This window comes from Gluconacetobacter brunescens (assembly GCF_048695475.1).
GTDB lineage: Bacteria > Pseudomonadota > Alphaproteobacteria > Acetobacterales > Acetobacteraceae > Gluconacetobacter.
On sequence record NZ_JBLHEN010000001.1, the window covers coordinates 790,398 to 803,988 of the forward strand.

9 protein-coding genes are annotated in these 13,591 nt (G+C 68.9%); 2 read left to right on the forward strand and 7 right to left on the reverse strand.

Translation table 11 applies throughout. The features are described 5' to 3' along the window. Positions 1–34: 34 nt before the first annotated feature. From ndk to ACMAUO_RS03490, 5 genes are all read right to left on the reverse strand, one after another. Positions 35–457 (reverse strand): nucleoside-diphosphate kinase, encoded by a 423-nt coding sequence (gene ndk / locus ACMAUO_RS03470; RefSeq protein WP_420355589.1) that lies wholly within the window; start codon positions 455–457, stop codon positions 35–37. Between the two features lie 95 nt (positions 458–552). Beyond that, entirely contained in the window at positions 553–1,857 is a 1,305-nt protein-coding gene (locus ACMAUO_RS03475; protein WP_420355590.1) for a TIGR02679 family protein, read from the reverse strand. Continuing rightward, the gene (locus ACMAUO_RS03480) at positions 1,854–6,005 is read right to left on the reverse strand and encodes a TIGR02680 family protein (protein ID WP_420355591.1); all 4,152 of its coding nucleotides are present in this window, start codon (positions 6,003–6,005) and stop codon (positions 1,854–1,856) included. The genes ACMAUO_RS03475 and ACMAUO_RS03480 overlap by 4 nt, the downstream gene beginning before the upstream one ends. Continuing rightward, the gene (locus tag ACMAUO_RS03485; RefSeq protein ID WP_420355592.1) at positions 6,002–7,285 is read right to left on the reverse strand and encodes a TIGR02678 family protein; all 1,284 of its coding nucleotides are present in this window, start codon (positions 7,283–7,285) and stop codon (positions 6,002–6,004) included. Before ACMAUO_RS03485 ends, ACMAUO_RS03480 begins: the two co-directional genes overlap by 4 nt. After that, on the reverse strand, positions 7,282–8,829 hold the full coding sequence (locus tag ACMAUO_RS03490; RefSeq protein WP_420355593.1) for a TIGR02677 family protein: 1,548 nt from the start codon (positions 8,827–8,829) through the stop codon (positions 7,282–7,284). Before ACMAUO_RS03490 ends, ACMAUO_RS03485 begins: the two co-directional genes overlap by 4 nt. 316 nt (positions 8,830–9,145) lie before the next feature. On the opposite strand from ACMAUO_RS03490, the gene ACMAUO_RS03495 reads away from it, so the two are divergent. After that, positions 9,146–11,029 (forward strand): ABC-F family ATP-binding cassette domain-containing protein, encoded by a 1,884-nt coding sequence (locus ACMAUO_RS03495; RefSeq protein ID WP_420355594.1) that lies wholly within the window; start codon positions 9,146–9,148, stop codon positions 11,027–11,029. 249 nt (positions 11,030–11,278) lie between these two features. Next, entirely contained in the window at positions 11,279–12,409 is a 1,131-nt protein-coding gene (locus ACMAUO_RS03500; protein ID WP_420355595.1) for an AI-2E family transporter, read from the forward strand. A gap of 85 nt (positions 12,410–12,494) precedes the next feature. Here ACMAUO_RS03500 and ACMAUO_RS03505 read toward each other — a convergent pair whose 3' ends face one another. Next, the gene (locus ACMAUO_RS03505; protein WP_420355596.1) at positions 12,495–13,097 is read right to left on the reverse strand and encodes an HAD family hydrolase; all 603 of its coding nucleotides are present in this window, start codon (positions 13,095–13,097) and stop codon (positions 12,495–12,497) included. Then, positions 13,094–13,576 carry a hypothetical protein gene (locus tag ACMAUO_RS03510; protein ID WP_420355597.1) on the reverse strand — a complete coding sequence of 161 codons (483 nt, stop codon included), beginning with the start codon at positions 13,574–13,576 and terminating at the stop codon, positions 13,094–13,096. Before ACMAUO_RS03510 ends, ACMAUO_RS03505 begins: the two co-directional genes overlap by 4 nt. Positions 13,577–13,591: the final 15 nt, after the last annotated feature.

The window sequence follows — 13,591 nt, forward strand, 5'->3', positions numbered from 1 at the left end:
TGGCGGGCACCCGAGGGTGCCCGCCCCCTGCCGATCAGGGCAGGATTTCGGTCTGCGCGAAGAAGAACGCGATCTCGTTGTTCGCGTTTTCCAGGCTGTCCGAACCATGGACCGAATTCGCCTCGATGCTCTCGGCGAACTCGGCGCGCACGGTGCCGGGGGCGGCCTTCTTCGGGTCGGTGGCGCCCATCACGTCACGATGCTTCAGGACGGCATTCTCGCCTTCCAGAACCTGCACCACGACCGGGCCGGAGATCATGAACGACACCAGGTCGCCATAGAACGGGCGCTCCTTGTGGACGGCGTAGAACGCGCCGGCGACCGCTTCGGTCAGCTGCACGCGCTTCTGCGCCACGATCCGCAGACCGGCATCTTCGAACACGGCATTGATCTTGCCGGTCAGGTTGCGCCGGGTCGCGTCCGGCTTGATGATCGAGAGGGTACGTTCGGTCGCCATGGGATGGCTCCTTTTTTTATGGTCGCATTGCATGACCGGGACCCCCTGCCCATCCGGACCGGCGCCCCTTTCGCGCGCCATCTAGCCCATCCTGCTCATGGGTGGGAAGCCCGGCTGATGAAAGAGGCCGGACCGCGGCCATGCAGATCCTCGATCAGGACCGCTGCCACGGCCTCTTCAGCAATGGCGACACCATGGCGCCGCATCGCGGGCGCCAGCAGCGGATCCCACGCGGCACCGATGGTTCCCGGCCCCAGATCGTGCCGCCAGCCCGGCGCCGCGCACACGGCGGCTTCGTAATCGCTCGCAGACAGGCGCCACGGCGTCGCCTGCCACGTCTGCATGACGAAATTGGCAATGCCGATCCCCGGCCAGTCAAAATCGCCGTGATAATGCAGACGCGCCCCGGCGCGCCATAACTGGTCCAGCAATGTCCGTTGCGCGGCGGCCGGCATGCCGTCGGTACAGACCATGGGCGCGCACCACGCGCCCAGCCGGTCCGCGACGATGGCCAGCAGATTGGCATTTTCACAGACAAAGACCGACCGCCCATCGACAGCCCAGGCCGGGGGCATCCGCAGCAACTGGCGCAGCGACAGATAAGCCGGCTCCCCCGGCTTCCAGGTGGCAAGGGCCATGTCGACGACCGGCAGATTGAGCAGCAGCGCCGGGCGCGCCAGTTCATTGACCAGAATACCCGCCCGGGCCCAGACCTCGCGCAGCCGCTCCTCGGCATCCTCCGCGCCGTCCGGCCCGATCGCGACACATTCACCGTCCCGGCCACGTCGTTCCCCATGCCGCCACGCCGTCAGTACCAGGCTGGCAACTGGCCGCCGGTCATCCAGGGCATGGGCGTCGCCCAGGGTTTCGGCGGCCAGTTGCGAGCGGGGCTGCCCCTGCGCCGGCAGGCGGCCCAGCACCGCGTCGGCGGCCGCCAGCAACTGCGCCGCCCCTTCGGGGCCGCGCCCCAGGCGTTTGAGCCGGACCAAGGCATCCGGCGCGGCGTCAAGCCATGCCCGCAGCAGCGGGCCGACGCCGGCGGTCGCGACCAGCGCCGACCACTGGTCCTGCAAGGCCTGCCGCAATCGCGCCTTCGCCACGATGGGGCCATCCAGCCGTTCCAGCGCATCACGCAGCGAATCGGCCAGATCCGCCTCACGCAGTTGAATATCGAGGGCCCCGATGTCCAACATCATCGAACGCGCCTTGCGCGAGGGCCGGCCGGTCAATTGGCACAATGCCATGTGCGCGGCGGGGTCAAGCGCATCCAGGCGAATGATGGCCGGCGCCGCCTCCGGTTCGGCACGTTCGAAATGACGGCGCAACCGCAGACGAACGGACGCCAGTTCAGGGCCGCCCAGCACACGCACCAGGCGCGGATCGGGCGCGTCATGACTCATGCGGCGGGAAATCGCCTGTCGGGATCGTCCTCCAACCGTCTGGCGCGGCCATCCCAGACCCAGCGCGAGACGAACACCGCATCAATCCCCTCGCGGCGCTGCAACTGGCAGATCGCCACACCGGGCAACTCCGCGTAACAGGCCCATTCGCGTTCGCTGGTCATGACGAAATCCAGATCGAATTCCCGCACCAGCCCCATGCAGTGCGCACGGGCATTGTCATCAATGCCCGCGAACGCCTCGTCCAGCAGCATCAGGCGCGGCGCCAGCGGATTGCCGCCATGACCGTAGAAGCTGGCAATGGCGGCGAAGAGCGGCACGGTCAGGCCCAGCGCGCGTTCGCCGCTGGAGGCCGGCCCCGACAATCGGCGCCACTGCCCGTCCTGCTGGCGGAGGATGCGGAAACGGTGCCAGTGCCGGTAATCCAGCGCCCGCGCAAGCTGGTCGATCAGGCTGCCGCTGGCGGCGGCACTCTCGGCATTGGCCCGTTCGGCGGCAATCTGCCGCTGAAGCATGACGCCGACCGTTGCCCGGTCCTCCGCCGACCACAGATCCGGGCTGGTGTTGAGCAGTCGCTTGCGTGCCTCTTCCAGCCCGACCGGCGCGCCGTCCTCCACGCTCAGCGGCTCCCATTGCAGACGGTAGCGCACGCCGGTGCTGGTGGGCCGCCGGTATAGTTCATCATTGATCGCGGTCACGCGGTCGTCGGCGGCACGGATCAGCCGCTGGATTTCCGAGGCGATCTCGGCTTGCAGATGATTCTCCAGCACCTCGCGCTCCCGCGCCGAGAGCAGCTCGCCACGTTGCGCGATATCGTCAGCCAGCAACTGCGCGAGCCTGTCGGGCCGCTCCGCACGATTCTGGTACTGGATGACAACGGTAATGCCCCAGTCGTTCGGCTCGGAAATCGCCTGCTGACCCAGCGCCGTGAGGGCACGCTGCAAATCGTTGAGATCTTCCGCCACCTGTCTCTGCGCCCGGGTCCGGGCCGCGTCATCATCGGCAATCCGGGTCAGTGCCTGTTCGATGCGGCGTGCCAGGTTCAGGGCCGGATCGACACTCCAGTGCTCGGGCAATTCCAGCCCAGGCAGCGCGGACGCCAGCAGCCCGCTGAGGGAAAAACGACGCAGGCGTTCGGTCGCCTCAAGGCGGGCGGCGCCGCGCTCGGCCAGCGTCCTTTCAGCCTGCTCCATATGCGTGGCGGCGACGACATGGGCTTTCTGCGCCTCGCTGAAAAGCGCCCGGCAGTGCTCCACCACCTGTTCGGCCCGTCCGCGTTCCGCGAGCGCCGCCATCAGCCGCCGCCGAAGATCTTCCACCTGCTGGCCGATGGACTGATGCAGCGCCTCAAAACGGATCCGGGCCTGTTCCGCCAGCGCCTTCGCCCGCGTCAGGGCCGCTTCGGCCTGCTCCAGCATTGCGCGCGCCTCGCCTTCGCGTTGCTGCTGCTCCAGATGCTCCGGCCACGCACGCTGCCATTCATGAACGGCCTGCACCAGCTCACTTTGTGCCTGATCGAAGCTCTCCAGCGCCTGCTCGACCGACGACAGGCCCGATTCCTCGGCCGGGAGGCGCAGGTCGGTGGCATCGTGACGCACACGCTCGCGCGCCTCATGCACCCTGGCCTCGGCGTCGCGGCAGCGCCCATCGGCCAGTTCCAGCCGTTGCCGCGCCTGGCCGGCTTCCCGCCCGGCCTGCATCGCCGCCGCGATGGCGTCATGCAAAGGCCGGTCCGATGGCGCGCCCTGCCACTCCTGCTCGGCCCGCCGGCGAAACGCATCCAGTTCCGTGGCCTGCCGATCGCATTCCCCCCTTTCCGCATCGAGGCCAGCCAGCGCCTCCGCGATATCCTGCAATCGCCGCCGCCGCGCATGCTCGCGCGCGCCATGGCCGATATACCGCGCCTCGGCCTTCCGCCAGGCGCCGGCCAGGGTTCCCAGACGATAGCGGCCATCGGGCGAAAACCACGTTTCAGCGTCGGGCGAGTCCTCCGGGCCATAGGCCACCGAGCCCAGAAAGCCGGCTACCGTCGCGGCCGTGACAGGGCAGGAGTCGGGCAAGGTCACAATCAGCGCGTCGCCAAGCGAGGTCCCCGCCACGGACGGGCGCTCCACCCAACTCGCATCCAGCCAAGGCTGTCCCCGACCATCAAGCAACGACCCATCCGGCGAGAGCCAGGCATCAAGCAAACCACCGGCTTCCAGGGCGGCTTCCAGCCCGGCGCGCTCCGCCGCCCCCAGCGCGGGGCTGAAATCCACCAGGCGCCACAGCGGCGCGCCAGACCGCTGCGCCCGCGCCGCACCGGAACGGGTCGCCTGTTCCGGCGGCACCGTATCTTCGCCCGCCACCAGCCGCGCCCGCTCCGCTTCCAGTTCCGCGCGTTGCCCATGCAGGCTGTCGCGCCGGGCATCGAGTTCCGCCTGGCGCATGGCGTATCGCCGCAAGGCCGCCTGCCACGCAACCGACAAGGCCCCCAGTGCCGGATTCTCCCCTTCGGGGCGCAGCGTCCAGTCCACCAGCCGGCGCAATGCCTCGTCGGCATCGAAGCCCAATTGCACCAGGCCCGCACAATGACGCGACCATGCCTCCACCAGGGCCTGCCCCGCCTGCTCGGCCCCCCGGTCGGCCCGCTCCCGCCGTTCCAACGCATCGTCCAGATCGGTCCGGGCCGCCTGGGCATGCTCCCGCGCGCCCGTCAGCAGGGTCTGGCACCGCATGATTTCGGCATGGCACTGGCGCAGATGCGCAATGTCCCGGCGTCGTCGCACTACCAGCGCGCGCAGCGCTTCGCCCGCCTCGCGCGGCGCGGCAAGCGGCCCGGCCAGCGCATCCACCGTCAGGGCATGGAGCGGATTGACGGCAACATCCGTCTCGACACCAACCCGTGCCGCTTCCCCCATTACGCGGATACGCCCCACCGCCAACCGCTCTCGTGCCTCCTCCGCCCGGCGGCCGCGCCGCTGGCCGAGATCGGCCTCGCGCCTCAGTCGGCCAGACGCCTCGCCGCATCGTTCGGCGGCGGCATCAGCTTCCCCCCGGCGCTGGGCGGCGTCCTGTTCCGCCTGGGCCAGCCGGTTGGCCTCGTTATTGTCCGGATCGCTCTGCAAGGTCTCCACCTGCTCGCGGGCGATCGAATAGTCCTGCTTGGCGGCCTCAAGCTGCCCGGCGGCATCGCGTTCGGCACCCTGCCACCGTTCCAGGTCGGACTGGATCCGGTTGCGCGCCTCGCTGGCATTGTCAAAGCCCGTCTGGGCCTGGCGCAGTTCGCGCGCCTGGCGACGCGCCTGCATTCCCGCATAAACGCGATAGCGTTGCTCGAACTGCGCCACCACCTGCTCCAGCCGGCGGGTTTCCTCCAGCCGGTTGCGATCCTCTTCAAGCTGGTTCAGCGCCTCGGCCACGTCGCCAAGCAGTTCGGAGGGCAGCGGCGGCAGCGACTCGCTCAGGGCATGGGACAATCCGCTCTCATCGGGTTTCTTCGAGAGTTGCGGCTGGCGCAACTGGATCAGCGTGTCCATCAGGGCGTCGTAACGGCGCGTTCCCAGATGAAACAGCCGCTCGTCCACGGCCCTGCGATAAGCCTGCGCATTGCTTTCGAACAACTGGCCGCGACCGGCCAGCACCTCCCGCAGCCGCTCGCGCGTCAGCACCTGACGATCGGCCGTGGTCAGCCACACATCCTGGCCCAGGCGCGGATCGGCTGCCGTACCATCGCCTTCCATCAGGAAATACCAGTTATCCACCTGTGCACGCCCGGCCACCGCCGACAGGCCGGCGCCGAGGGTCAGGTAGCGCGCGCGGCCATCGCGTTCCCGCCGGCCGAATTCGATCCAGCTATAGCCGATGCGGCGGGGATAGCTGTCCAGCAGCAGATTCCAGGCCATCTTCTTGCCGGGGTCGCCATCGGGTTCGACCCGGGACGAACGCAGTTGCGCGTCGAACAGCAACGGCAGCGTCAGCGACAGAACCTTGGATTTGCCCGTGCCATTATTGCCGCGCAGCAGCAGATGCCCGTCATGAAACCAGAATTCCTCGCTGTCGTAATGAAACAGCTCGATCAGGCCCATCCGCAACGGCTGCCAGCGCTCGCGTCGCGGCTCAGGCAGATCGGGGCGGGACGGCACGATGGCAAGAAGATCTGCTGTCATGGACCGGAATCAGACAAAGGCATGTCGAAGGGAAGAAGCGACTCGCCGCCCGATGCGCTCCGCACGTCAGACGGGCCGAGCGCGAAGCGGGCGATGGCCGGCAAGGGTATGACGTTCTCCGCTTCGCGCGCCAGCAGCCCCAGCCGGTACAGTCTCCCGATCGCAATCTCCGCCAGTTCACGCTCGGCACCCGGCGCACGGGCCGATTTGCGCCAGTAACGACCATACCGGCCGGCAGCATCACGCAGGAAAAGGGCGATCTCCTCGGTGGATACCGCCACCGGCGCACGCGCTCCCCGCAGGCGCCGGGCCAGGAATTCGGCCACCAGCAGGGTGACATGGGCCTCGGTTCCCTCGGCGGGCATCGCGATGTCGGTCAGTTGACCCCCCTCGTCAACCAGGGCCAGCCCCTCCGCGCGCTGCTCGGCGATCATCCCGACGGCCTCGCACAGTCGCACGGCCAGCACGCCGCGCTGGTTGATGAAATAGGCGCGCGCCTCGTCATCCAGGGTGTCGAGATACAGCACCGGATCGTCGAGCAGCCGCCGCGCCAGATGATGCCGCACGGCATCCCGACGGCCCTGTTCGCTGTCCAGCACAAACCCGGCCACCAATGCCTGCAACCGGGCCTCGGTCTCCGCCGGGGCCTCCTCGGCGCGCCAGGTGGAAGGGCCGCGCACCGCCGCCAGAAATCCTGCCAGCACACGGCGATGCACGTCATACAGCGCGTCGGATTGCTGCCGGTCGCTCTCCAGGACGAAATTCTCCTCTTCGCCGGCCACACGCTCCAGCACGCCATGATGCAGCAGCGTCCGGCAGATGGCGACCAGTTCGCGCCGCTCCGGCGCCGTAAGCAGGGTGAAGGTAAAACCCAGCGCCTCCAGCGCCGGATCGGCGGCCTGCTGCACGATGCGCTCGCCGATCAGCCGCAGCGTGATCTGCGCATCGGCGCGTTCCAGCACGGCGCAGGCCAGACACAGCAGCACATAGCGCCGACGATCATAATCCGGCAGGCCCCGGGTCGGATCGGCCAGGTCGGCCGGGCGCTTGAACAGGCGCGCACTGTCGCGGTCCACATGCAGCGGCCACCCCGCCTCGCGTGCAAACCATTCGCGCAGGCGCTCGGCCTGGCGCTGCACGGCCGGAAAATCGGGATGGCCCGCCGGCATCAGCGGCCGCATCAGCAGGCTGCGCACGCCGCGCTGGAACTCGTCCTGCTGCTGCGCCCGCTGCAATGCACCCAACTGCCGGGCCGTACGGCGTGGCGCGCGCCCGCTCACATCGGCTCCCGCGTCGGCCGGATGGTCAGCAGATGATCGCGCCCGCTGAAGGTACCGGCGGGGGTGCGGATCTCGGCACGGCTGTCGGCCGCCAGCGGCTCCAGACGCAGATGAAGCAGGCCATCCCCCGTCAGCCGCTCGACCACCTGCTCCGGGTCTGCCTGATCGGCCAGCGCCTCGCCCAGCAGACCCAGAAACAGACCGAACGCCCGGCTGTCGAGTTCGCCAAGTTCCGACAGCCGCGTCGCACGGCCGGTCGCCAGCCGCCGCCTCGCGGCCTCGACCTGACGGGATTCCTCGGCCAGTTGCTGCGCCAGCAACGCACGTTCGCGGCTGCGGTCGCGCAGGCTCGCCGGCCTGCCGCGCGGTACCGCCTCGCCATATTCGCGCAGACGCGGATTGATCGTCAGCACCGGCGCATCCAGCCAGGACGTGCTGGACGGCACATCCTGCTCGGCCGTGACGTCCAGCGAGAAATGGCGCGCCGGATGCAGCGCGAACGCCGCGCGGGCCATGCGATGCGCCTCGTCATCGCCCTCGCACGCGGCGAACCACTGCGCCAGCACACGAAAATCGGCCGAACGGTCACTGCGCCCGCTGCGCCGTTCGTTCATCGCGGCAATGGCGGCCAGCAATTGAGGAATGGCCGCCCGCGCCCGCGCCCGCAGCAATTCGGCCTGGGGCAGTTCATGCCCGTTACTCAGGAACCAGCCGCTCAGCCCCTTCCAGCGTTCGCGCCAATCCTCCCGGCGACGCCGGGTCTCGTCCGCCCGCTCCCCGGCGTCGCCCGGTGCCGCATCGCGCGCCTCGCGTTCGGCAACCTGCCGCAGCACGTCGTCGATCACGGCCGAAAGGCTTCGCAGGGTCCGGGCAATGGTATCGGAACGCCGGATCAGGTCCCCCATGAAGCGCTCCAGATACTCGATCAGGCGGCGCTTGTAGGCCGCCAGCGCGGTCGCATCGGCCTGCTGCAATTCCAGGCTTCGCGCCACCCCGGCCATGAAAGCCTGGGCATTGGTGGTCAGGTCCTCGAAAACGCGGACCAGGTCACGCAAGATCTCGTGCGCCTTGGCCTCGTCCACGCCGCCGCCCGGTGCCCGCTCGTCCAGCAGGCGTCGCAGGGCCTGAAGGCGGCTGTCGATATCCTCCAGGGCAACGGTCTGCAATTCCGCCCGATGGCGCAGATGCTGTTCAAAAACCCCCAGCCCCGCCTCGACGGCCTCGCCGCCGCGCGAAAGCCGGTAGAGATAGCGCGCGCGATAGTAATCGCTGAGCGTGGAGACACGCGCCATATCCGGCTGCGACTCCAGATTACCCCAGGCGGCCAGTTGCGCGAGTGCCGTGGTGACTTCTTCCTGCGACGGTGGCACGCCACCCGCCCAATCGGTTTCGGCCAGCACTTCGTCCGGCCTCAGTTGCAGCCGGTACTGCCGCTTTGCCGCCGCGAAGACCTCCATGATGGCGCGATAGAGCACCGCCTTGTCAGCGGTGACATGGCGGAACAGATCGGTGGAGGCCTCAGGCCACGGCCGGCGGCGTGTCACGCCATCCCGCACCGGCGATCACGTACCATCTTGCCAGTCCCCATTCCCCGACAGGCCCCGCTTCGATTGATAACCTGTCTCTTTTCCAAACATATCCGACCGGCCGCCTGCAAGCACCATGGACCCGTGACGACGCCATTGCCCATTCCGCAACGCCGCACTGGAGCATATCGGGCGGGGCTGGTAGGTACACGGTCGTCAAATCCTGCCCGCCGCGTCAGGCCCCCGCCGGACGGCGCACCCGACGCACTGCCGGGAGGCCTGTACCGCCCGAGGGCCGCGCCAAGGTCCCGCCCATCTTCCGGAGCCCGCCCCCGTGAGTCTGCTCGTCATCTCCGACCTGACCCTCCGCATCGCGGGGCGCACCCTGCTGGACGGCGCATCGCTCAGCGTCGATCCGGGGCGCAAGATCGGCCTGGTCGGGCGCAACGGCGCCGGCAAATCCACCCTGCTGGCCGCCATCGCCGGCGATATCGCGCCCGATGGCGGCACCATCACCCTCTCCTCCCGCGCCCGCATGGCCCGCATCCGGCAGGAGGCTCCCTCGGGCGACGCCAACCTGCTGGATACCGTGCTGGCCGGCGATATCGAGCGCACGGCCCTTCTGGCCGAATCCGAACAGACGACCGACCCGGCGCGACTGGCCGACATCCACGAGCGCCTGCGCGCCATCGGCGCCGACAGCGCCCCGTCGCGCGCCGCCACCATCCTCTCGGGGCTGGGCTTCGACGCCGCCGCCCAGGCCCGCCCGGTCTCGGATTTCTCGGGTGGCTGGCGCATGCGCGTGGCGCTGGCCACCGCCCTGTTCCTCAACCCCGACCTGCTGCTGCTCGACGAACCCACCAACCATCTCGACCTGGAAGCCACGATCTGGCTGGAAAGCTGGCTGGCCCGCTTCTCCGGCGCCGCGCTGATCGTCAGCCACGATCGCGGATTGCTGGACCGCTCGGTGGACGCCATCGCCCATCTCGACCAGCGCCGCCTGTCGCTGACCCCCGGCGGTTACGACGAATTCGTCCGCATCCGCACCGAGCAGGCCTTGCAGCAGGCCCGCGCCGCCGAGCGGATCGCCGCCCAGCGCGCGCACATGCAGTCCTTCGTCGATCGCTTCCGCGCCAAGGCCACCAAGGCCCGGCAGGCCCAGGCCCGCATCAAGGCGCTGGAAAAACTGCCGGCGATCGAAGCCGTGGTCGAGGACACCCCCACCCGCTTCGCCTTCCCCGAACCCACGCCCCTGCCGCCACCGATGCTGACGCTGGACCGCGTGTCGGTGGGCTATGATGGCAAGCCGATCCTCTCCAACCTGTCCCTGCGGCTGGACATGGAAGACCGGGTCGCCCTGCTGGGCGCGAACGGCAACGGCAAATCGACCTTCGCCAAGCTGATCGCCGGCCGCCTGGCCCCGCTATCGGGCACGGCCAACCACAATCCGCGCCTGCGGGTCGGCTATTTCGCCCAGCATCAGGCCGAGGAACTGGTGCCCGACGAAACGCCGGTCGCCCACATGGCCCGCGCCATGCCCAAGGCGCCCCCCACGGCGGTGCGCGCCCAGCTCGCCCGCTTCGGGCTGGACGCCGACCGCGCGGACACGGTCACGCGCGACCTCTCGGGCGGCGAGAAAGCGCGGCTGCTGCTGGCCCTGGCCACCCGCGACGCCCCGCACCTGCTGATCCTGGATGAACCGACCAACCATCTGGACCTCGACGCGCGCGAGGCGCTGATCCGCGCCCTGGCCGAATTCGAAGGCGCGGTGCTGCTGATCAGCCACGATCCGCATCTGGTCGAACTGGTCGCCGACCGGCTGTGGCTGGTCGGCGACGGCACGGTGCGCCCCTTCGATGGCGACATGGCCGAATATCGCGTCTGGCTGTCCGAGCGCGCCCGCGCCGCCAGCCGCCCGGCAACCCCCGCCGCCGCGCCCAGACGCGAAGACCGTCGCGACCGCGCCGAAGCCCGCAAGGCCGTCGCCCCCCTGCGCAAAAAAGCCCGCGACGCCGAAGCCCGCATCGGCAAACTCACGGTGGAACGCGCCCGGCTGGAAGCGCGTCTGGCCGACCCCACCCTCTATGCCACCGGCAGCGCCGAGGACGTCACCGCCATCAACACCCGCCTCGCCGCCATCGGCCGCGAAGAGGCAGCGGCCGAAGAAGAATGGCTGCTGGCCGAAGCGGCGATCGAGGAAGCCTCGGCCCAGGATTGACCGGGCCACAGAACAGCCCGGCTCTCCGGCCCACACCACCATCCGGTATCCTTTCGTTCACCGGGGCGTTGGCAGGATAGCGTTCCACCCGGCCCCGGCGACATCGACGCAGGCCGGCGGATATGCGACCCCTCCCCCAGGTGTTCAGACCCTCAAATCCGTTGGATGCCGGGTTTGTCACTCGGACCTGTTGAATTCATGATGCGTGGCCGGTCTCCGGCCACCAGCCGACCACAAAGCGGAAACGCCATGCCCCCCATCGCCGTGACCGACTCCAAGCCCGCCACTTCCGAGGAAAAGCGGGAGCCCCAGCACGAATCGTCCTCCACCGATGCCCGCGCCGTGCAGTTGGCCAAAATCCATACCCTGCTCCAGAGAACGATCCTGCTGACCGCCGTGATCCTCTCGATCTGGCTGCTCGGTCCCGTGCTGATGGTCGTCTTCGCCGCGACGCTGCTCGCGGTCATCCTCCACAATCTGGCAACGCTGGTCCAACGCTGGGTCAAGCTGCCCTACTGGCTCGCTCTGTCCCTGGTCGTCGTGGTCCTGCTCGCCGCGTTCGGCGGCCTGATCTGGAGCAGCGGCCCCACTATCGCCGAACAGGCGACACGCCTGCGCGTGGCATTGACCACGCAGGCCTATGCCGTGCGGACGCAACTGGGCACCAGCGAGTTCGGGCGCACGCTGCTGGACCATCTGCCGCAGGCGCTGGGCGGCAACCAGACCGGCGGCGGCACCGACGGCATGGGCTCGCGCATCGCCGGGTCCATGACCGGCGTCCTGTCCTCGGCCTTCGGCGTCGTCGGCACCCTGGCGGTGGTGCTGATCGCGGGGCTGTATTTCGCCCTTTCGCCCGCCATTTACGTCAATGGCCTGCTGCGCCTGTTCCCCACGGCGCAACGCCCCACCGCGCGCAAGCTGCTGCTGGTGGCAGGGCGCACCCTGTGGGCCTGGACCGCCGGGCAGGCGCTGGACATGTTCGTGGTCGGCATGCTGTCCGCGCTGGGCCTGTGGTTCATCGGCGTGCCGCTGGCCCTGGCACTCGGCGTCGTCGCCGGCCTGGCCAACTTCATTCCCTATATCGGCGCCTTCATCGGCGCGATCCCCGCCATCCTGCTGGGCCTGTCGGTCGGCACGCGCGAGGGGCTGATGGTGCTCGCACTCTATACCGCCATCCAGTTCTTCGAGGGCAATGTCATGGCGCCGCTGATCCAGCGCCACGCGGTGCAGATGCCGCCGGGGGTCACCATCCTGTCGCAGACCGTGTTCGGCACCATCCTCGGGCTCCCCGGCCTGATCCTGGCCTCCCCGCTGACGGCCGCCCTGCTGGCGGTGATGGACCGGGCCAGCCCGCCACTGAAAGATTCCGACCGGGTCTGAAAGCCCGACCGGGAATATGGTCTGGCGGGCCGCTCCCGCTCACCGGCCCACATTCCCGGTCAGGCTCCGCGAGGCTGTCAGGCTTTCAAAGCCGGTCGTTCACAGGGCGGATATAGGGTCGGATATCCACACCCTGCATGCCGGCATGGCCCGCCGCCGCCAGTCCTTCGGCGCTGTCCTCCAGCACCAGGCAGCATTCGGGCGCGGCGCCAAGCCGGCGCGCGGCCTCCAGGAACAGGTCCGGCGCCGGCTTGGCCCGCGCCACGTCGTCGATGGTCACCACGGTATCGAACAGTTCCAGCAGCCCCGTACGGGTCAACGACGCCAGAACGATCTCCCGCGAGCCGCTGGAGGCCACAGCCATCGGCAGCGTGCCGCGATACCGGCGGGCAAGCTCCGCCACCACGGCGATTTCCCGCAGATCATCCATGGCGGCCAATACGTTCCGCCGGGCGGCACGGACGATGGCGGGCCGGTCGAGCGGCCGCCCCAGTTCCGTTTCCATCAGGTCCAGCACCATATGTTCCGACAGGCCGCCCCGACCGTGGAACCATTCCGGCGCCACCTCATGCGCGGCCTCCGACTGCAAGGCCGCCAGCCACCCCCGCAGATAGAGCGGCAGCGTATCGACCAGCGTACCGTCGCAATCGAAGATCAGCGCCGCCGTCCGCGACGGAACGGCGATCACGGAAAGGCGGTCCGCTCGTACGGATGCTGGTCCACAAGCTGGCGCAACGCCGCGAAATCGGCTTCGGAAAACTGATGCACGCGGATCACCGCCCCCGGCCGATCCTCGAGGAACACCGTATTGTTCCAGTCGGCGGCGCTGATGCCGGTCCACAGCGTCATGCTGTAGGGAACGGGCTTGCCGTCCGCCCCGGCCGGCCGGTTGGCCGTCAGGGTAATGGTGGCGTCGCCCGACGAAGGCGGCGTCTGCCCCAGCGGCCCCCAGACGGTGCGATGATGCTGCAACCAGTCATTGAGCGTATGGATCTCCGCCGCCGACAGCGCGCGCTGGTGGCGCATCGGCCCCACGCTGATCACGCCATTCGTCATCTCCGGAATGGCCAGGGGCTTGAAATTCGGCATCGCAAAGGACCACAGCACGGCCGAAGTCCCGACCGTGACTGTCAGGAAGCCCAGGAGCAGTGCTGTTTCCCGTCTCATGCCTAATGTCTTTCT